16 protein-coding genes, 1 tRNA gene and 1 pseudogene are annotated in these 21117 nt (G+C 53.8%); 5 read left to right on the plus strand and 13 right to left on the minus strand.

The annotated features are described in order from the left end of the window. Both Q0Z93_RS04915 and Q0Z93_RS04920 read right to left on the minus strand, forming a co-directional pair. Nucleotides 1–980 (minus strand): hemolysin family protein (locus Q0Z93_RS04915; protein ID WP_298063242.1); only part of this gene is annotated, 980 nt, incomplete at its 3' end. 52 nt (nt 981–1032) lie between these two features. Then, nucleotides 1033–2025 carry a hypothetical protein gene (locus Q0Z93_RS04920; RefSeq protein WP_298063245.1) on the minus strand — a complete coding sequence of 331 codons (993 nt, stop codon included), beginning with the start codon at nt 2023–2025 and terminating at the stop codon, nt 1033–1035. A gap of 356 nt (nt 2026–2381) precedes the next feature. Here Q0Z93_RS04920 and Q0Z93_RS04925 point away from each other — a divergent pair, with 356 nt between their 5' ends. Further along, nucleotides 2382–3677 (plus strand): malic enzyme-like NAD(P)-binding protein, encoded by a 1296-nt coding sequence (locus Q0Z93_RS04925; protein ID WP_298063248.1) that lies wholly within the window; start codon nt 2382–2384, stop codon nt 3675–3677. 33 nt (nt 3678–3710) lie between these two features. Here Q0Z93_RS04925 and Q0Z93_RS04930 read toward each other — a convergent pair whose 3' ends face one another. After that, nucleotides 3711–4376 (minus strand): MBL fold metallo-hydrolase, encoded by a 666-nt coding sequence (locus Q0Z93_RS04930; protein WP_298063250.1) that lies wholly within the window; start codon nt 4374–4376, stop codon nt 3711–3713. A 99-nt stretch (nt 4377–4475) separates the two neighbouring features. Between Q0Z93_RS04930 and Q0Z93_RS04935 the strand changes: the two genes are divergently transcribed. The 4 genes from Q0Z93_RS04935 to Q0Z93_RS04950 all read left to right on the plus strand — a co-directional run bounded on the left by Q0Z93_RS04935 (nt 4476) and on the right by Q0Z93_RS04950 (nt 10290). After that, nucleotides 4476–6635 (plus strand): Tex family protein, encoded by a 2160-nt coding sequence (locus Q0Z93_RS04935; RefSeq protein ID WP_298063252.1) that lies wholly within the window; start codon nt 4476–4478, stop codon nt 6633–6635. Between the two features lie 103 nt (nt 6636–6738). Further along, nucleotides 6739–7488: an iron-sulfur cluster repair di-iron protein gene (gene ric / locus Q0Z93_RS04940; RefSeq protein WP_298063255.1), complete on the plus strand. Its 750-nt coding sequence runs from the start codon at nt 6739–6741 to the stop codon at nt 7486–7488. A 44-nt stretch (nt 7489–7532) separates the two neighbouring features. Then, nucleotides 7533–8882: an MATE family efflux transporter gene (locus Q0Z93_RS04945; protein ID WP_298063259.1), complete on the plus strand. Its 1350-nt coding sequence runs from the start codon at nt 7533–7535 to the stop codon at nt 8880–8882. Next, on the plus strand, nt 8875–10290 hold the full coding sequence (locus Q0Z93_RS04950) for a DHA2 family efflux MFS transporter permease subunit (RefSeq protein WP_298063261.1): 1416 nt from the start codon (nt 8875–8877) through the stop codon (nt 10288–10290). Before Q0Z93_RS04945 ends, Q0Z93_RS04950 begins: the two co-directional genes overlap by 8 nt. A gap of 230 nt (nt 10291–10520) precedes the next feature. Here Q0Z93_RS04950 and Q0Z93_RS04955 read toward each other — a convergent pair whose 3' ends face one another. The 10 genes and pseudogenes from Q0Z93_RS04955 to Q0Z93_RS05000 form a co-directional block, all read right to left on the minus strand. Then, complete coding sequence (locus Q0Z93_RS04955) at nt 10521–10943, minus strand: hypothetical protein (RefSeq protein ID WP_298063264.1); 423 nt, start codon at nt 10941–10943, stop codon at nt 10521–10523. Nucleotides 10944–11419: 476 nt separating this feature from the next. Beyond that, nucleotides 11420–11511, minus strand: a tRNA-Ser gene (locus tag Q0Z93_RS04960). A gap of 85 nt (nt 11512–11596) precedes the next feature. Further along, nucleotides 11597–12574, minus strand: a complete 978-nt coding sequence (gene floA, locus Q0Z93_RS04965) for a flotillin-like protein FloA (protein ID WP_298063267.1) — start codon at nt 12572–12574, stop codon at nt 11597–11599. Between the two features lie 35 nt (nt 12575–12609). After that, complete coding sequence (locus tag Q0Z93_RS04970; RefSeq protein ID WP_298063270.1) at nt 12610–13083, minus strand: NfeD family protein; 474 nt, start codon at nt 13081–13083, stop codon at nt 12610–12612. After that, nucleotides 13080–14639 carry a hypothetical protein gene (locus Q0Z93_RS04975; protein ID WP_298063273.1) on the minus strand — a complete coding sequence of 520 codons (1560 nt, stop codon included), beginning with the start codon at nt 14637–14639 and terminating at the stop codon, nt 13080–13082. The genes Q0Z93_RS04970 and Q0Z93_RS04975 overlap by 4 nt, the downstream gene beginning before the upstream one ends. Before the next feature lie 35 nt (nt 14640–14674). Beyond that, nucleotides 14675–16120 carry a TrkH family potassium uptake protein gene (locus Q0Z93_RS04980; protein WP_298063275.1) on the minus strand — a complete coding sequence of 482 codons (1446 nt, stop codon included), beginning with the start codon at nt 16118–16120 and terminating at the stop codon, nt 14675–14677. Nucleotides 16121–16122: 2 nt separating this feature from the next. After that, entirely contained in the window at nt 16123–16866 is a 744-nt protein-coding gene (locus Q0Z93_RS04985; RefSeq protein ID WP_298063277.1) for a hypothetical protein, read from the minus strand. 60 nt (nt 16867–16926) lie between these two features. Then, nucleotides 16927–17028 (minus strand): annotated as a pseudogene (locus tag Q0Z93_RS04990) (VOC family protein); the annotation flags it as partial. 51 nt (nt 17029–17079) lie between these two features. Further along, entirely contained in the window at nt 17080–19851 is a 2772-nt protein-coding gene (locus Q0Z93_RS04995) for an N-acetylmuramoyl-L-alanine amidase (protein WP_298063281.1), read from the minus strand. 39 nt (nt 19852–19890) lie between these two features. Next, on the minus strand, nt 19891–20373 hold the full coding sequence (locus tag Q0Z93_RS05000) for a metallophosphoesterase family protein (protein WP_298063283.1): 483 nt from the start codon (nt 20371–20373) through the stop codon (nt 19891–19893). Between the last annotated feature and the right edge of the window lie 744 nt (nt 20374–21117).

The following is a 21117-nucleotide window of genomic DNA, read 5'->3' on the forward strand; positions in this document are numbered from 1 at the left end:
TCCGACAAGTCGTGCAGCGTGATGACCCCCTCGATCACCCCGTATTCGCTGATGACGGCCGCGAAGCTGCACTTATGCTGCTTGAAAAGTTCCAGCACCCGGGTGGCCGGCAGGTTTTCCGGCACCAACAGCGGTTCGGTGGCGATGGACCGGAGGTCGAATGCAGTCTCGTTGCGCCATAAGCCGATTATGTCTTTCACGGAAACCATGCCGAGAATATCCGACGAAGATTCTCCGCACAGCAGGTAGCGGCTGTAATGTGCCGCGGCGATCGTATCCAGCACCTCTTCCCTGCTCTGCCGGGTATAGAGATAAACCAGATCTTTGCGATGCGTCATCAATTCGTCGGCATGTTTGTCGGTAAACCGGAAGACATCTTTGATCATCTCGGTCTCCTCTTTTTCGAGAATACCTTGTTCCGTACTTTGAGTGATGATCATTTTGATCTCGTCTTCGGTCATGGAACGTTCGTCGCTGCTCCGAACGCCCAGTATCTTATTGACCAGCCGGGTCGAAATGCTCAGCAGCCAGACAAAAGGATAGGACACCTTGGTCAGTCGGCGCATCAGCGGCGTCAGGGCCATAGCGATACGCTCCGGATTGTTCAGGGCGATGGATTTCGGAACCAGTTCGCCGATAACCAGCGAAAAATAGGTGATGACCGCCACGACCGTGACCATGGCCAGGTCGCGGGCATAAGGTTTCAGAAATGCCGCTTTCTCGAACAAGGGGCTTACGTCGTCCGCCAGCGCGACACCCCCGAAAGCTCCGGAGACGATGCCGACCAGGGTGATGCCGATCTGGATGGTGGAAAGTATTTTTTCCGGTTCGTCCAGCAGCCGGAGCGTGGACTCTGCTTTGCGGCTCCCGCGCGCCGCTTCGTTTTGGAGGCGCGCCCTGCTGCTCGATACCAATGCGATTTCATACATGGCGAAAACGCCGTTCAAAACGAGCAGCAGGACGATTATGACTATTTCCATTGTCCCGTAACGATTTTATTTAAAAAGGTTACAGGGCGAATATAGCGTTTTTCTACGGACGTGCAACAGTCTCCACCTCGTCGATCAGAATTTCGTCCTCTTTGGTAATGGTTATATTGCCTTTCGGGGCGGCATCGCCGCAAGGGAGGGTAAATATCTTGTTGTACCGCCGTTTGATGACAGTGGGATTCGACCGGTCGCGGAGGACGACCTTCGTGCCGTCGCCTTTGACCCAGGTGATGGAGATCGGGACGGTTTCCGAATAGTTGTCGTCCGTCCAGTCTTCGGAGCTGAGCGAATGGGCGAATGTAAATATCTTTTTGGTGATGGCACCCGGATTGCCAGGAGTAAGCGTCAGCATCGGAGCCCCTTCCATCTCTATCTCGATACTTCCTTCCGTAAATTCTTCGGGAACGATGGTCAGGGCGAAACAGACCCATTTCAGTGCGATAGTCAGACTGCTGTTTTCGGTGGGGGTAAAGTTATCGACGACACCGTAGAAGCGGCTGACCGGAGGCCGGTTGTATCCGGCCGGTTCGGCCCCTTCCCCAATCAACATGGCATAGCCCGAATTCATTTTGTTGATATAGGAACTGAACGACTGAGTGAAGGCACGGGTCACTTTGCCTGGGCCGGCATCGAAGCCGCCCGTCATGAACGGTTCCCGGTAGCCTCCGTTCTCGCCTTTGGCGATCACCGAAACTCCGTTCGGTACCATCGTCATTTCGATCTTGTAGGTCGAACCGGCAGGCAAGTCCAGCACCATATCGTTCTCATTGTCGAAAATGCCGTAAGCGTATTTGCCGTAATTGCCCGTTACCCCTTTTTTGTAAACCTGCACCGCATACAGGTCGTAAGGTGCACCTTTGACCATCGTCAAAGGTTCGTCTGCTTCCTGGATAGTCCGTTCGCAGTCGACATTCAGTCTGACCGAGTAGGTAGGTTCCTGCGGCAGCGGTTCGGGTTTGTCCAGACGGCAGGAGACCAGGGCGGCGGACAGCCAAAGTATAAAAACAGGAAAATGGAAATGTTTCATCACGCTCATTTTTTTGACAATGGCGATTCAAACTTAAGTATTACGTCGAAACATTATATTTTTTTCGCCGACTGAAGCGAATATATGTCTTTATGAGGTATATATCGTATTTTTAGGATTATGAAATAGGTGGCCATGAGTTGTCCTAAATAGAACAGTTCCGAGATTTTTTATAATTTAGCTCTGCCGTTACAGAACAGCGGGACGCAGGATATACGGCTTCCTGTTTCGGGTGGCCACAGCGAACGCTCGGCATCCCGACCGGAGAAATCGACAGGCCGGTTCGAGTCTTGCGGCCAAACGTTAAAGTAACGGAGCCTCGGATTCGTTACTTTGGAAATGTATTAATTCCGTAAAAACAGTTTATGAAAAACCTGAAAGAAGAATCTTTACGTTACCACAATTCCGCCCCCAAAGGCAAGTTGGGCGTAGTGCCGACGAAACCTTACATGACTCAGCGCGATCTGTCTCTGGCCTACACGCCGGGCGTAGCGGTTCCGTGCATGGAGATTCACGATGATCCGGGAAAGGTCTATGAATATACCGGAAAAGAGAATCTCGTGGCCGTGATCTCGAACGGAACGGCAGTGCTGGGATTAGGCAATATAGGGCCGCTGGCCTCGAAACCGGTGATGGAGGGCAAGGGGCTGCTGTTCAAGGTGCTGGCGGGGATCAATGTCTATGACATTGAGATCGATACGACCGATGTCGAAGAGTTCGTCCGGACGGTGAAGATGATTGCGCCGACGTTCGGGGGGATCAATCTGGAGGACATCAAGGCGCCGCAATGTTTCGAGATCGAGCGGCGGCTCAAGGAGGAAGTCGATCTTCCCTTGATGCACGACGACCAGCACGGCACGGCGATCATCACTTCGGCGGCGATGCTCAATGCGCTGGAAATCGTCGGAAAGAAGATCGGCGATATTCGAGTGGTGATCAACGGCGCGGGAGCTGCGGCTACGGCATGCGCGAAGCTCTACCTTTCGTTGGGGGTCAAATCGGACAACCTCGTCATGTGTGACAGCAAGGGGGTGATTACCCGAGGACGCGCGGGCTTGACCCCGGAAAAAGCGCAGTTCGCCACCGACCGGGATATTTCCACCTTAGCGGAGGCGATGAAAGATGCCGACCTGTTCCTGGGGGTTTCAAAAGCAGGCGTACTGTCGGGCGAGATGGTCAAGACCATGGCTCCGGATCCGATCGTCTTCGCGTTGGCCAATCCCGATCCGGAAATTCCGTATGACGAAGCCAAGGCTTCGCGTCCGGACCTGATTTTCGCCACGGGGCGGAGCGACTATCCGAATCAGGTGAACAACGTGATCGGATTTCCCTACATATTCCGGGGGGCGCTCGACGTGCGGGCCACCGCGATCAACGAGGAAATGAAGATCGCAGCGGCGCGGGCGATTGCGGGGCTGGCCAAACAGCCGGTGACGGGCGAAGTGCTGCATGCTTATAACCTCGACTCCTTGTCGTTCGGCCGCGATTATCTGATTCCGAAACCGTTGGACAAACGGCTGCTGACGACCGTTTCGATCGCTGTCGCCAAAGCGGCCATCGCGTCGGGTGTGGCGACGAGGGTCATTACCGACTGGGAGGCTTATGCCGCCGAGCTGGTTTGCATGCTGGCCCGGGTGCATAAGAACACGATACTGAGATGATGGAAGGGCCGGTGTCGAACCGGCCCTTTTCGATTATTTGACGATGATATCGGGGAGCGCTCTCTGCAACTTCTCCTTATCCACCGTATTGTAGTGGTACGGATACAAGTACGCCGGGCCGATGATCTTGGCCGCCTCGACAAACTCCTCTTCGCTCATGGTGAAAGGCAGCATCAGCGGCAGAAATGCAATAAAGATGAAGTCGATCCGGCGCATTTCGGGTGTCGGTTCCGTGTCCCCTGCAATGTATATCCGTTTGTCGTCTAAGGTCAGAATATAGCCGTTGCCGATCCCCTGCGGATGGAAAGGCTGGCCCGGCGCCCGTTCGCGTACGACATTGTAAGCCGGCACCGCATCGATGCGGATCAGGCCTTTGTACTCCGTCGAATCGCCGTTCGCCAGTACGACGATACGCTGTCCGAAGCCGTCCTCGCGCAGGAGATCGGCCACTTTGGGCGGTGCGATGAACGTCGTTTCCGGCGTCGCAATTTTCCGGATGGCTTCCGGATCATAATGGTCGTAATGATCGTGAGTGATCAGGATGGCCGTCGCCTCGGGAAGCGCCGAATAGTCGGCCACCTCGCTATACGGATCGACAGCGATCCGTTCGTTTTTATAGCTCAGGTAAAGAGCGGCATGCCCGATCCGAGTGACGCCTATTTCGCCGTAGCGGTCTGTGGTATTCGGAAGTGTTCTCATGGTACGGGTAAAAATAGCATTTTTCGTACCGAAATCAGAAAAAACTTGGAAGTCCGGATAAAAAGCGTACATTTGACACTGTATACTTAAACCCGTTTGATGTCATTCATTCCTGAGCTCATCGCTCGCCAGTTATCCCTCTCCTCTCTCAGTCAGGCAGAAAATACGATCCGGTTGCTGGACGACGGGTGCACCGTGCCCTTTATCAGCCGCTACCGCAAAGAAGCTACGGGGGGGCTCGATGAAGTCGCGGTGGAACGCATTCGGGAGCTGTACGGAAAATACTCCGAATTAGAAAAACGCAAGACGACCGTTTTACAGACGATCGGACAGCAGGGGAAACTGACGCCGGAACTGGAGGCCTCCATTACGGAGTGCTGGGATGCGGCGGTGCTGGAAGACCTTTATCTGCCTTATAAGCCCAAGCGGCGGACGCGGGGTTCCATGGCACGCGACAAGGGGCTTGAGCCGCTGGCGGCGATGATTATGCGGCAGGATGCCGAACCGAACGGGCTGGCGGCCCGTTTTGTGAACGGGACGGAGGTGCCGGATGTTGCGGCCGCTTTACAGGGGGCGTCGGATATTATGGCGGAATGGGTCGGCGAATCGGCAGCAGCAAGGGATGCGGTGCGGCGAACCTTTTCCTCTCACGCTGTCATTTCGTCCAAAATAGGCCGGGGGATCGATCCGAAAGAGACCGAAGCGGCCAATTACTCGGATTATCACGACTGGAGCGAGCCGCTCCGGCGGTGTGCGGGCCATAGGCTGATGGCGATGGCAAGGGGAGAAAAGGCGGGGATTTTACGGTTGTCGCTTGTGTTGGAACCGGCCCGGGAAGACACTTTGGCGGATCGGTTGGAACATATTTTCGTGCGGCGGGATGCACGGAACCGGGAGGCGGCGGCGTTGGTGCGGGCGGCAGTGGCCGATGGATACAAACGATTGATAAAACCATCCATCGAAACCGAATTGCTGGGCGTGGCCAAAGAGCGGGCGGAGGAGGAGGCGATCCGGATGTTTGCGGAGAATTTGCGCCAGCTGCTGCTGGCGGCTCCGCTGGGACAGAAAAATATTTTAGCATTGGATCCTGGATTTCGGACTGGGTGCAAGGTGGTTTGTCTGGACAGGCAAGGGAATCTGCTGCATCACGAGACGATTTATCCCCATGCGCCGCAGAACCGCCGGGCCGAGGCAGCGGCGACAATCGAAGAATTGGTTCGCCGGTACGCGATCGAGGCTGTGGCCGTCGGGAACGGAACGGCGGGACGGGAGACGGAGCGATTGGTGCGGGAGCTGGATTTGCCCGGAGTGGGGATTTACATGGTGAGCGAAGACGGAGCTTCGGTCTATTCGGCTTCGGCCGTGGCGCGCGAAGAGTTTCCGGACTGCGATGTGACGGTGCGCGGTTCGGTGTCGATCGGGCGGCGGCTGATGGATCCTCTGGCGGAATTAGTCAAGATCGAGCCGAAGTCGATCGGCGTGGGGCAATACCAGCACGACGTGGATCAGACGAAACTCAAGAAAAGTCTGGATACGGTGGTGGAGAGTTGCGTGAACCGGGTGGGAGTGAACCTCAATACGGCATCGAAACACTTGCTGACTTACGTATCGGGACTGGGGTCGGTGCTGGCGGCGAATATCGTGGCATACAGGACGGAGAACGGAGCGTTCCGCTCGCGGAACGAATTGCTGCATGTTCCCCGGTTGGGGACGAAAGCGTTCGAGCAGGCGGCGGGCTTCCTGAGAATAGAGGGGGCGCTCGATCCGCTGGATAATACGGCGGTGCATCCGGAGTCTTATCCTGTGGTAAGAAAAATGGCAGCCGATCAGGGCGTAACGGTCGGCGAGCTGATCAAAAACGAGACACTACGCCAAAAAATCAATCTTAACCACTACGTAACAAAAGGCGTAGGCATTCAAACACTCACACAAATCATGAACGAATTCTCAAAAGAAGGGCGCGATCCGCGCACCGAAAAGCAAGACTTCCAGTTCGCAGAAGGCATTCACTCGATCAATGACCTTCAAGAGGGCATGGTGCTTCCGGGCATCGTGACCAACATCACCAGTTTCGGCGCTTTCGTCGATGTAGGGGCCAAACAGGACGGTTTGGTTCATATCTCGCAGATGGCCAATAAGTTCGTCCAGAATCCGGCGGACATCGTCAGCCTGAACCAGCCGGTGAAGGTCAAAGTCATGGAGGTGGATCTGGACCGCAAGCGCATCAGCCTCTCGATGAAAGCCCTGCTGAACGATTAATTTTTCAGGATCGTTCCGGCGGTCTTGTTCCATGGAACAAGACCGCTTTTCTATATCTGCGGCACAGGGTTTGCAACCTTTGCAGGCTAAAAAACTTATCGTCATGAGATTTGCGAGTATGACCGTGGGCGAAATCGCGGCTGCCTATCCCGATGCCACCGATATTTTCACCCGATACGGGATCGATTATTGCTGCGGCGGCCGGCGCAATTTTACGGAAGCCACCCGTTCGCGCGGATTGGACCCGGATCAGATCGGACGGGAAATCATCGGCCGCGAAAAAGATGCGGCCCGGCTGACCGGCAAACGCAATCCCTTTTCCATTCCGCAAATCATCGACCAAATCCTGCAATACCATCATGCTTATGTCCGGGATAAGCGGCAGACTTTGCCGCCGCTGGCCAAGAAAGTGGCTTCGACGCACGGCGGAAAGCATCCGGAGCTGTCCGCAGTATCGCAGTTGACCGAAAATTTGTTCGACGAGCTGGAAAATCACATGCGCAAAGAGGAAAAGATTCTTTTTCCGGCCATCCTGGCCTTAGTGTCGCACCGGGAAAACGGCACTCCCCTGCCCCAGGTGCGTTTTCAGTCGATCGCCCAGCCCATAGCGATGATGGAACGCGATCACAGCCAGACAGGCAGGGAATTGTACGGCCTGCAACGGATCACGAACGACTTTACCGTCCCGGAAGACGGTTGCGTCTCCTATAAAGAGCTCTGCGAAAAGCTGCGAGATGTGCAGGCCCATATTTTCGAGCACCTCCATCTGGAAAACAATATTCTTTTCCCTCGGGCGCTCGAACTGGAACGCACCTTGAGGGAGAACCCGCGGGATAATGGCTTTTCGTTTTAAAATGCGTAATTTTGGGCTGTTTTTTCCGAAAGCGGCCTTTACGCATGTATCCTTTCCGCCATTACCGTTTCGATTATCGCGAGTTGCTGAAGCTCGGGTTTCCGATTATGATCGGACAATTGGGTGTCGTCATAGTCGGCTTTGCAGATAATCTGATGGTCGGGCGATACGGAATGGACGATCTGGCCGCAGTGTCGTTCGTGAACAGCGTCTTCAATATACCGATCCTGTTCGGGCTCGGTTTCTCATACGGTTTGACTCCGCTCGTCGGACAGAGCTTCGGAAAGGGCGACACCCGGCAGATAGGCGTCCTGCTGAAAAACAGCCTGCTGGTCAATGTCCTGTTGGGTTTTCTGATGATGGTCGCGATGGGCGGAATTCTGTTGAATGTGGAGCATTTGGGACAGCCTGCGGAGTTACTTCCCCGGATACGGCCTTATTATGCGTTGCAATCGGTATCCCTGCTTTTCGTGATGCTGTTCAACGGATTCAAACAGTTCGCCGACGGGATCACCGATACGCGGCTGCCGATGTATATCCTGCTCGGGGGGAATCTTTTCAACGTGATCGGCAATTATGTACTGATCTATGGAAAGCTGGGATTTCCTGCGATGGGGGCGACCGGAGCGGGCCTCTCTACCCTCTTGACCCGTGTGCTGATGCCAGTGGTCTTTGCGGGAATCTTTTTTTACGGACACAGATACCGGCGCTACCGCTCCGTTTTCCGGAGCGGAGCGATCGGAAGAACGACCCTTCGCAAACTCGTTAAAATGGGGACGATGGTGGGCCTCCAGATGGGGATCGAGAACGGTATGTTCAGCATAGCCGGGGTGATGATCGGTTGGTTAGGAGCGATTGAACTGGCATCGCATCAGGTCATTTTGTCGGTATCCACTTTGGGTATTCTGCTTTATTACGGCACGGGGGCGGCGATCGCCATCCGGGTCAGCCACTTTTACGGACGCGGGGAGATCGACAGCGTGCGCCGCACGGTAACGGCAGGCTTTCATCTGATGGCGGTCATGGCGGTGGTGATTGGCTGCGCTTTTCTGGTTTTGCGGCCGTTCATGGGACGGATATTCGACGCTCCGCCGGAGGTCTGCCATATCGTGTCGGTATTGATGTTGATTCTGCTGACTTTGCAGGTCGGAGATGTGTTCCAGGTGACTTATGCGAATGCCCTGCGGGGAATGAACGATGTGACTTGGATGGCGGCGATTTCGTTCGTCGGCTATTTTGTGCTGGCCCTGCCGCTGTGTTATGTTTTCGGTTTTACTCTGCACGGCGGGATAGAAGGGATATGGTGGGGGTTCCCGGTCGGGTTGCTTTCGGCCGGTCTGATGATGATGGGGCGGTTCGGATATTTGACTAAAAGAAAGGGAACGCATGAATAAGCACACGACGATTCGGGTTTCGTTGGTGGTGGCGATCGCTTTTTTCATGCAGTTTCTGGATACGACTGCGGTCAATACGGCGATCCCGGCGATGGCGGATGCTTTCGGAACGGACGTTGTGCATCTCAGTACGGGCGTGACTTCCTATCTGATGGCATTGGCCATTTTCATTCCGGTCAGCGGTTGGATCGCCGACCGTTTCGGAACGCGCAAGGTGTTTTGCGGGGCGATCGCTTTTTTTATCCTCTCCTCTACCCTTTGCGGGACTTCGCAAAACCTGTTCCAGTTCGTCCTCTACCGGATCATGCAGGGGATGGCCGGGGCGATGATGTCGCCTGTGGGGCGGCTGGCAGTGCTGAAAGTGACGCCGAAAGACGAATTGCCCGCGGCCATGAATTACATCACCGTTCCGGCGCTTGTGGCGCCGATCGTGGGGCCGTTGGTGGGAGGCTACCTGACGACTTTCTGGTCGTGGAGATGGATCTTCTATCTCAACGTGCCCATCAGTATCGTTTGCATCCTGCTGGCCTGGCATTATATACCCCAAGAGGGGCTGCACGCGGGAAAAGCAGCGGTGAAAAAGCCTTTCGACTGGACGGGTTTTGTGCTGAGCGGGCTGGCGCTGGCGGGATTTATGTACGGGGTCGAGATGTTCAGCAAAACGAATGTTTCCTATGGGGTGTCTCTTGCGGTCGTAATCGGCAGCCTCGCGGTGCTGGTGCTCAACGTATGGCATGCGAAGCGTACGGTGGCGCCGCTGATCGACTATTCGGTCATGAAGGTGCGGACTTATAGCATTACTATCTGGGTCGGTTCTGTGTCGCGGATTGTGATCGGGGCTTTTCCCTATCTCGTGCCGCTGATGTTCCAGGAAGGGTTCGGTCTCACTCCTTTCCAATCGGGTCTGCTGTTCCTATCCACCATGGCGGGCAATCTGTCGATGAAGTCGGCCACGGTGTGGATCATCCGTCGTTTCAAATTTCGGAACATTCTGCTGGTCAACGGTTTTTTAGTCGCTTTGTTTACTTTTTTCACGGCTTTGCTGTTGCCGGATACACCGGTATGGATCATCGTCGTCACGCTGTTTTGTTCGGGATTAGTGCGGTCGATGCAGTTCAGTTCGCTTACGACTTTGGCTTTTGCCGATATTGCCGAACGGAAAATGACGGCGGCCAATACGTTGTACAGTACGATCCAGCAGATGTCTACGGGTATGGGGATTGCGGCGGGGGCGGTGGCTTTGCGGTTCGCCAATATGATCCACGGCGGAGTACCGGGTCGATATACCGTGCCGGATTTCCGTCTGGCTTTTCTGTTTATTGTGGTGATCGGTTTTTTACACTTGTTCGGTTATGGGTTTCTGAAGCCGACGGCGGGCGATGCGGTGCGGATCAAACGCGGGGTATAATCTTGGATTATTCGGCTACGCAAAATGAAAAAAACGGCAACAAGGAGAGTTTGCCAAAAAGATTCATAATGTTCTTGATGAAATTCATTGCAAAAGGCCTTATTCCATAACCTACGCAAAAACGAAGAGCCGTCTAATGACGGCTCTTCTTGTTGTATATGCTGCATCCGTTCTTTAAATATCACCTATGAAACCGATGATAAAAGAATCCCAAAGCATAGTTCAATAATTTATTCTTGTTGTTGATTTTCTTGTTCACGCTGCATATCCTTGAATTGCTGCTTTGTTTTAAATCCGTCGTTTATGTTTTCGTCGTCTGATATATACTTTGACAGCAACCAGTGGTATACATTCTGACCGGAAGCCCCCGTTCCTAAGGTTATAGCATAGGCATCTTCAAATTCCCACCCAAGTTCACCCATGTAGTTCATGGCGTCCACCATTGAATTGAATGTGATTTTCTTTCCGTTTTCGTCCACGAGTTTACTGTTGTCGTGCGGATTTTGTCCAAAGTCTACTACTACGGTTACTTTTGCGCTTAAAAGTTTCCTTACCCCCAATAATTCGCAATATACTTTCTTCGGGGAGGTCTGTGCATTTGCTGTGCCAGTGAAAAGAATGGCTGCGATAGCCAAAAACAACAGTTTTTTCATTTTTTTGAGTGTTTAGTTAAACAATATTTTGCTCTTCGTTGAGCCTTTGCCGACAGATGGCAACCGTTTAACTACAAAAAGAAACGTGGGTTATAGCTTACTGCAACGAGGTACGACCAAGCACCCACAAAAACATAAGCACAACCCACGCCATACGGCGAGGGCATTCAGTGTGCTTATTGGTGTCTTTGCTCTTAAAATTGGTCGTTTTCGTTGCAAGCCAATAGCCTAAATGCCATCAAAAAACGCATTACCTATCCGGCAATGCACTACAAATATAAAAATCTTTTGGAAAAGTTTTTACTCAAACATTACATTGTTAAGCGGGTTCATTCCAAACTCATCGGGAAAAGATTCGTTAATCCTGCGATAGGAGTAGTTCACGCTATCTTATCCAAAAGTTTAATATGTTAAAATAGTGAAGCCTCGCAAATTAATATTTGCGAAGCTTCACTATTTATAACATTACCTTTGATTGGCGGAGAGAGGGGGATTCGAACCCCCGGTACAGATTACTCCGTACGGCAGTTTAGCAAACTGCTGGTTTCAGCCACTCACCCATCTCTCCCGGCGCTGAAAGCACCACAAAAGTAGTGCTTCCGCTCGTTATTTCCAAATGAAATTACACCGCTCCGCCGAAAAATCCCGGCAAATTATTGTTTGCTGATATCGCCCGGTTTCCCGATACTTTCCCGCATCGAAGTATCGGCCTGAATGTTACGGAGTTTGTAGTAATCCATAATCCCCAAATTCCCGCTCCGGAACGCTTCGGCGATAGCCATCGGAATCTCTGCCTCCGCCTCGATCACTTTAGCTCGCGCTTCCTGAGCCTTCGCTTTCATCTCCTGCTCCAGCGCCACAGCCATCGCCCGTTTCTCTTCCGCCCGAGCCTGAGCGATATTCTTATCCGCATTCGCCTGATCCATCTGCAAAACCGCACCGATATTCCGCCCCACATCGATGTCCGCAATGTCGATCGAAAGAATTTCAAAAGCCGTCCCCGCATCCAATCCCTTTTCCAATACGACGCGTGAAATGAAGTCCGGATTTTCCATCACGCTCTTATGCGAGTCCGACGAGCCGATCGAAGATACAATCCCCTCCCCCACTCTGGCCAGCACAGTCTCCTCCCCAGCACCCCCCACCAGCTGCTTGATGTTCGCCCGCACCGTCACCCGCGCCTTGGCGATAAGCTGAATCCCGTCTTTGGCCACCGCCGTGACCGGAGGCGTATTGATGACCTTCGGATTGACCGACATCTGCACCGCCTCGAACACATCCCGTCCGGCCAAGTCGATCGCCGTCGCCATTTTGAAGTCCAGCGTGATATTGGCTTTCTGTGCCGAAACCAACGCATGCACCACATTCGCCACGTGTCCCCCCGCCAGATAATGCGCCTCCAGTTCGTTCGGATTCAGGTGCAGCCCGGCTTTCGTCCCCTCGATCATGGCCGAGACGATCGTTCCCGGCGGCACCTTCCGCCACCGCATCAGGACGAGTTGAAGCAAGCTCATCCGCACGCCGGAAACCATGGCCGAAAACCACAGCCCGATCGGAATGAAATAGAGAATGATCCACAGCAGTACGATGGCGACCGCCGAGATAATGATTGCCGTTGTCGAAAATTCCATAATATTTTCCGGATTTAGTCAGTTTGCGTAATTTTTTATTCCTCAGTCACAGGCCGCACGACAATATGGGCATTGTCGTATCCGATCACGATCACCATCCGTCTCGGATCGATATAGCTGTCGAGCGATTTCGCCTCGAAAATGCGGTCGCCGATCCGGACGTTCCCCATCGGGGCCAGCCGGGTCATTGTCATCCCCCGCACCCCCACTTCCACCTGCTTGTCGATCTGCTCCGGCTGCACTTGCGATTCGATATTGGTTTTGAGCGCCACACGATTCCATGTCCGCGGCCGCAGGAACAGTGCAGTCAGAATAAGCAGCAATCCGACGACGATCCCCAGTACGGTAAATCCGCCGGCAGCGCCATTCTCCACGAATGCCCATGCCACAGCGCCCACCAAGCAGCAGAAAGACCCCACCGCCGCCACGGTAATCCCCGGCAGCAATACCAGTTCCACCACGAAAAGCAGCAACCCGAAAAGAATTAACAGTATGATCCAAATTGTCATAGTCCCACAACTTTGATTTTAGCATTCGGCTGGCTGCGGAGTGCCTCCGCCACCTCTTCCGCTTCCGTTTGAGTGGCGAAACCGCCCACGGAATAGATCACTTCCGATCCCGACGAGTTCCGGACAATAGTTTTACCCGGTGCCCGCGAGGTAATAATCTCACGCATAGCAGTCGGCAGCCGCAGTTCCGCCGGAACGATTTCTATGGTGTATCCGCCCGTCCTTCCTTTCTCTGCCGTTTGTCGTGCCGACGTTTCGAGCGCCTTCGCCTTTACTGCCGCAGTGCTTTTCCCGTCCGCAAACGCGACGACGGACGCCCTGAATCCCGCCCTGACCATCTGGCCCGCCGCCGCCTGCGCATCGCTGTAAGCCGTAAAGCCTCCCGCCGAATAGCGCGTCTGTCCGTTGCTCAGTTTCTGGTACATTACCGGAGCCATCCCTTTGAAAGCATCGACACTTTTAGGAGGTGTCGTATATAAAGCGATCTGCACCGTATAATAGACCCCCTTTTTCGGTACATGCAGTACCGGCACATCCTCGACGGTCGAGTAGTTTCGCTGTGTTTCATCCTCCGTCCTGACAATCGGCCCGTACACCACCAAACTCCTCGGCGCGAACGGAATGTCCGGATAGGTCATTTCTTTGGCAGCGGTTTCCGCCGAAAATTTCCCCGCCTCCCCCGTCAGCGAATCTTCCGCCAGCTTCAGTCCCAAAGCTTGCGCCATCGTAATTTCATAATCCAGCGCTAATTTTTTTTGCAACGGATAAGTGGCTACCAAAGGTGCCAGCTGCTCTCCCGCCAATCCTTCGGCCCTTCTTACCTGTCGGCTTTCCTGGTCCAGCTGCTCGAGTTTCAGGCGGTCGATCGTCCCGATCTTATCCATCAGAACCAGATAGTTGTCCAATTTCCGGTTATAGATCGACAACCACAGCCGCTCCATCAAAGCATCCACCTGTTCGATCTGTTCTTTCAGCTCGCCCGCCCGCGTTGCCAGGCTGTCGATAATCTCCTGGTCATTCGCGGCATCGTACTGCCGTTTGACGGTGGTCAGCTGTTCGTACAGATCAGCGATGCGTTTGTTGATTTTCCCTATCTCCGGCTCCACTTTCGGCGTCACCGTAAACAAAGCGATGTCGTTTCGGGAAAGATTGTCCGTGAAAAACGGGTTGGCGAACAGCGTCCTCACGCCTTCCCCAGCAGGAGCCTCCGCCGTCGCATCGTCCATGTGTTCGACAATGTATTCCTGTTCGATGGCCGCCACCTGTGCCGTGATCTGACCCATGCGGTTCCGGATCTCGAACAATTCGCCTTCCAGCCGCACGATCTTCTCCCCGATCTTGTCCCTGTCCGTGCTGTTTTCAAACAGTTTGCGGCTGCTGTTGATCAACGAGACCGTAGAGTCTTCGCAGCGTTTGAGTTGCAGTTGCTGCCGCAGCAATTGCATGTAATCTTCATTCTGCTCCAGACCGGCGATCCGGGCTTTTTGGGCATTCGCGGACAGGGCTGCGACACCGAGCAGCATGAGCGGCAATATGAATCGTGAAAAATTACGCATAACTTCGATACGAAACGAAGATAGTCAATATCTGTTTATTTCCAACTGCGGAGCATGAAAATGTGGATGAATCCGAAAAATTCCAGACGCCCGAAAAGCATCAGGCCCGACAAAAGCCATTTGGCCGCATCGGGCAATATCCCGTAGTTGTCCAAGTTACTGACTTTACCAAATCCCGGGCCAACATTGCTCAGGCTGGCGATCGTCGCGGTAAAACCGGTCAACAGGTCGATGTTCATGGCTGCCAGTATCATCGTGCCGCCCAAAGCGCTCAGCAGATAGATCATCACCAGCAGGATCGCCGCATTGACCATCCCGTCGTCCTGCGTAATGCCGTTCTGTTTGATGCGTATCACGGCATTCGGGTGCTGGAGTTTCAAGACCCGTGCCTTGATCGCCTTGAACAGCAGCAAGATCCGGTCCGTTTTCAATCCCCCGGTCGTCGACCCGGCCATGGCGCACTGCATCGTACAATACATCATGACGATCATCGCGAGCGGAGGCCATAAAGAGTCGTCGGCCGAAGCGAAACCGGTGGTCGTCATATACGACGTCACCTGAAAAATACCGTAACGGAATGCCTCCGCCACCGTGGTGTAATTATGGTGCAGCAGCAGGCTGGCCGAGACGATCACCGTACATACCGCCAACGACAAAATGTAGAACCGGGCCACTTCCGACCGGAAAAGGTTGTTGCGTTTGCCCCGTATCGTCGCATACACCAGCCCCATGTGCAGTCCGGAGATGATCATGAAAAAGGTGATGATCATTTCGACGGTCACGCTGTCGTAATACATGATGCTCAGGTTCTTGGTACAGAATCCTCCTGTGGCTATGGTAGAGAACGAGTTGGTGACGGCATCGAACCAGTCCATGCCGACAGCCATCAGAGCCGCTGTTTCGCACAGGGTGAGGCCGACGTAGACGAAAATAATGATCTGGAGGACTTTTTTGGTGGAGTACCGGAAGTTGTCTTTGGCCATCATCGACATTTCGGCGCTGGAGAGACTCATTTTGGTTTTGCCGACCGACGGGAGGATGGCGATCGCGAACAGAATGACGCCGATGCCGCCGATCCAGTGCGTGCTGGCCCGCCAGAACAGCAATCCTTCGGGCAGCGCCTCGATGTCGCTGAGGATGGTCGAACCGGTGGTGGTAAAGCCGGAGGTGCTCTCGAACCAAGCGTTCGTAACGGTAAACTCGCCGCCCCAGATCAGGTAGGGCAGCATCCCCAGCAAACACGATATGACCCAGGACATAATGACGATGACGTAGCTCTCTTTGTTGGGCAGGTTATTGTCATTCGGAACGAAAATCAGCGGAAAGGCACCGACGATCGCCGTAATCAGGAAACTGAGCAACAAAGGATAGAAACCGGTATCCGGCCCGTTGAGCAGGGATATGACGGCGGAGATCAGCATGAATGCCGCATTGAGCAGCATCACCAGCCCGACGTAACGTATGACCAAACCGATTTTCATCCCTACTGCCTCGTTTTTTTATGGGCCGAAACCAGTGCGGCGATATGCTCTTTCAAAGTGTTGATCTCGTCACGTGTGGTTATAGTGACTTCAAAAGGCAGTCGCGAGTCGATGTATCCTTGCAGTGATCGCGTAATTTGCAGCACCGGGCCGATAAAGTAATTGTTCAGCATGAAATAGAACACCATCAGCAGCAGAATACCCGCACCCAATGCGATAATCCCCACCATGGAAGCCCGGTAAGCATTCCGTTCCAATTGAGCGGTATAGTCGATCGTCCGCTGCTGAATCTGAACCATGAATTCCTTTATGGCATGGGTCAGGTTGTAGTAGGAAGTTTTGTAAACATCCGTAAACCAGGTTATGTCGGTACTGTCGCTCACTTGTGAAACGATGCTGTTGTAGTACTGGGATGCCGTGCGGATCGTCTCCAGCTGCGCCGGGTCGCGAAGCGCATTCTGCACAGACCGGAAAGCCTGGCCGAAATCCCGGTCTCCCTTGACGATCAGCGAGTCGTAAACCGCGCTTCGGCTGCTGTCCGTAATAAAAAGCAACAAGGCGGTATTCTGTTCCTGTACGGCATCGAGCATCTGTTTGGACATCTCGATACTCCTTTGGCTCCGGGTCAGCAGGTTGTGCGTCGTGCGGTTGAACCTCGCCAGTTCGAGCGAGGATATGATCCCGGAAAGGAACAGCAGTATGCCGATCGTAATGAATCCGAGACGGATCTTATGTTTGATACCCATCTTGTTGGCAGCTAATCGAGCGTAAAATTAGGTTTTTTTTCGGACTTGTCCGTGTCTGTTTCAGGCGACGATCTCCACGAGGTTTCCGTCCGGATCGACCGCGACACTTTCATAGAATCCGTCACCGGTCGTACGTGGCTCGGAAACAATACGATAGCCGTCGCTGCATAAACCGTTGCGACAGGTTGGGCAAAACGGTTCTGCGGACCCGTTTTATTCCAATACGAGCAAACGTTTAAATAAATCGCCTAACGTGTTGCTATCTAATATTTCGATCGGAAATCCGAAAATATATGTTCGTCCGTTTCGCACCCCTTCGGCCGGCCAGTTTTCCATCCGGATAGTGCTGCCCCCGGCCAGCGGGCGCAGCCGGTCGAATGTGGGGGTATAGTACGAGCCGCCGGTCATCTCCTGCGGATTGGGAATCCGTTCGGAACAAGTATAGCCCAATAAATTCCGGACGGTTTCCGATAGACCCGGGTCGCTGCCTATATAACTGCCTGAAACGACAACCGGAACCTTAGCTTCCGTTAAATCCTGCAATCGTTTTATTATCAACGGACTGAAAATCGAATATCGTCCCGGATAGCTGCGCTGGGCGCCCAAAATCAGGTCGATCATCCGATACTGCGAAGGTCGGATCGGCATTTTCTCGAACGCAGCGCGCGAGACGCTCGCAAAGGAATAGCCCGCTTTCAACAAGGCTTCTCCGTGGATGGCCGGATAATCGAATGAATTGCCCGCCGTTCCGTCCGGCGTCCGTGCTGTGGAAGATGCGCCCCAGCCGGGACGGTCGTTGTCCTGGAACGGAGACAGAGGGTCGAAATCCAGTTGTTCGCCGACCACCGCCCGATCCCGGATATAAGGGACGCCCGGATCCGCCTTCATGTCGAACCCCAGAATCTTGCCGTCGGCGTTTTTTTTCAAAGCCGGAGGACTTACTCGGGTGAAACCGTTTACAATCAATACCTTACCCTTCTCACCGTCAGCCAACCCGACGGAAAGGATCTCGCTCGGAAAACTCTCGCCGCCGTCGTTAATCGCCGTGACTTTGTAGCTGTAGACCCGGTTGTCCCGGTTCAACGGCAATCCGATCTCCGGGAAACGCACTTCGACCCCCTCGTCGAAAGCGCCTTCCCTGCCGATCCGCCGGTAAACCCGATAGCGGTTCGGCCCGGCGGTCGGTTCCAACGGGTCTTCCGTCGCCCGCCAACTTAGCCGAACCGAGTCGCCGCCGATCAACTCGGCCCGGAAACCTGACGGCGGCAGCGGCTGCACCGTGTAACTCCGCCCATACCGATCGGCCAGAAAACGCAGCACCCCTTTATAGACCGCCCGCGCCATATCAAAACGGAACGCGGGATCGAGAGCGACTGCCATGTCGTTCGCATTCTGGTGGGAGAACATTTCGACCAGTATGGCCGGCATATCGGGCCGCGAAATCTCCGCATAGCTTTTGTCGTACATCGACCGTCGAGTCCATGTCGAATCGTATTTCATGCGCAAATCGTTTACGATCTGCGTTTGAACCAGGTCGGCCAGATCGCGTCCGGCCAATTTGCTTTTGCCGTTCGTATAGCTGGCCCGCGCACGGTCTGTGTAATGGATCGTCAGCGTGCCTGTAATCGAATCGCAGATGCCGGCATCGGTATGCAAGCCCAAAGCCAAGTCCAGCGGGATGCGCTTCTGTTTCCTGAGGTAATTGCACCAGTCGCCGTTCCCCTTGAAATTGTCGATATAATCGAGCATCTCGGACTCCTTATTATCGGGCGACAAAGTCTCCTGGGCGTAGATCGAATCCGGCACGCCACTGTACTGCATCCAGTACCGCGCCGCCTCTGAGTATCGCGACACACCGCTGGTTTGTCCCGCCCGTTCGACATTTCCCATTCCTCCGCCGATCTTGACCGCATCGGCTGTCAAGGTGCCTTCTGCGAGGTCGTTCGGTGCGCTCAGCACGATTTTCGACTCGCTGTCCAGATCGAAAACGCCCAGCCAGACCCACATGGAACCTCCGATGCGCTGATTGACTTCAAATTCCGCCTTTCCGCCCGCATGGCAAACCGTGTACCGGGCGTTCGTCGGGTTAGTCGGCAGAGCTTTCCAACTGACGTACACGCCGTATCTTCCCGGTTTGTCCAAACCGGGAAGATAGGTAATCCTGGGCTTTACCTCACTGCCGATTTCAGCCTGGAACACAGTCCCTTGACGAAAAGGATTCCCGGCATGTAAAGTGTCCCGGAAAGCAAATCCTCCCGATTTTCGGTGCCAATCCCCGACGATTTCGATCCGTGCATTTCCGGTCGAGCCGTCGTTGTCGATCAGAATCTCCCGCTGCTGCGGATCGCGTTCGCGGGCCATAACGACCACAGCCCCCGCATTTTCCAGCATCGGAGCAAGATACTGCGTCGCAAATTCCTGGGTATTCAAGTCTTCGATCGTGCAGAACAGAGCGGGGCGCTGCCATTTCCAGGCGGAATCCTCTTTTTCGTGATAATATTTCCCGTGACCGCCCCAAAGCGCGATATGCCGCCCTCCCAATCCGCGCCCGTATCCCGACCGGTAGATACGCCTCACAAGCGGTCTGCGAACAATGGGAGTGCTTTCCCGCTTGGGATCGCGGTCGGCCTTTTCCCGGTAATAATTAGGAATGAAGCGTTCCGCCGGTATATTGTAGGCGTAGAAACGTACTTGACAGTCTTGATAATCCGCTCCCAGTTTTTTCCGGACGGCATCCGCCCACGTATCGAGCAACTCCTGCCGAATGGCGATCTGCGCCAAACCTACATTGCAATAGAGCTTCAGGGTTTTCCGGTCGGAGCTCAATTGCACGCGTTCGAGCATGACGCTCCGTACCGATTCGCATCGCCACGGCAGGAAAAAATCGGGACGTTTGCCTAACTTTTTGAGGATGGTTTGCTGTTCGGTCTTGATCGCCGTTACCGAAAGTATCGGTTCAGGTACGGATGCGTTAAGTCCATTCAAACAAAAAATTAAGAATAAAAGAAATGAGTATTTCATGATTTAGAACTCCCCCGCTTCCAACTCCGTCACCCGGTCGCCGTCCACGACAAAGCGCAGGGCTGTCCGCACTCCCTGATACCCGTACCCCGCCGCTCCCGGATTCATGTGCAATAAATTGTATCTCTTATCGTTAATGACTTTGAGGATGTGCGAATGTCCGCTGATGAACAAATCCGGATGCACCTGTTCGATCCACATTCGGGCTTCAGGTTCGTATCGCCCCGGATAGCCGCCGATGTGGGTCATTACGATGCTCATTCCTTCGCAGACGATGTGTTTGAATTTCGGATAGACTGTGCGTACCCGGTGGTCGTCGATGTTTCCGTAAACGGCGGTCAGCGGCCGGAATGCGTCGATTTCGTCGGCCAGTTCCAACGATCCGATGTCGCCGGCGTGCCAAATCTGCTCCACGGGGTCGAGAAAGTGTTTGATTCGGTCGTCGAATGTGCCGTGGGTGTCGGATATTAAACCTATTTTGATCATCTGATCGCAAAGTTATATACTTTATTCTTTTTTGAACTGGCGGGCACTTTTTTCTGAGCCGCCTCAAGCCGGCGGGGCTTTTACTTTCTTTGTCAGCAAAGAAAGTAAACAAAGAAACTGCCTCCAGCCGGTTTCGCCTTGTCGGGTGTCCGCGCGTCCTGCGCGTCCCCCTCAAGGCAAAACACGACGCTTCCGGAGGTACTTCGCTCTTGAAACCAGTATCTTCCTTAATTGCGGGTAGACACAGCAGACCCGGGAATGTCGTGTTTTGACTTAAGAAGCCCGTGCGGGTGCGCGGGCTTCGACAAGGCGAAACCGATTCCCGGTGACTTCTTTGCTTCCTTCTCTTGGTCACCCAAGAAAGGAAGTGCCCGCCCGGCATGAGGGCATCAAAAAAAGTTTTATATAAAGAACAAAAGCCCCGCCGGCTCGAGGCAGTAAAAAATAAAAGCCCCCGCGGCATGAGCGGGAGGAGAAGAAAAAACTCTACCCCTGGCGAGGGAACGCCCGTAGAACTTTCCGCCGGAGAGAAAGCCCGCCGGCCCGAGACAATTATCAAAGAAAAAAGCCTCCCGGCCTGAGCGGCGAAGTGAAAAGAAAGTGCCGCCCGGCAGAAGGGCAATGAAAAAAGTGCCCTGCCGGCGAAAGGCATATAAAGTAATAAAGTTCTACTCGTTGGTTGAATTAGAATTTTAAGGATATATAAATGAAAAAGTTGCGCAATATGCAGATTTTTAGTAAATT

This window comes from uncultured Rikenella sp., assembly GCF_947628055.1.
Taxonomy (GTDB): Bacteria; Bacteroidota; Bacteroidia; order Bacteroidales; family Rikenellaceae; genus Rikenella.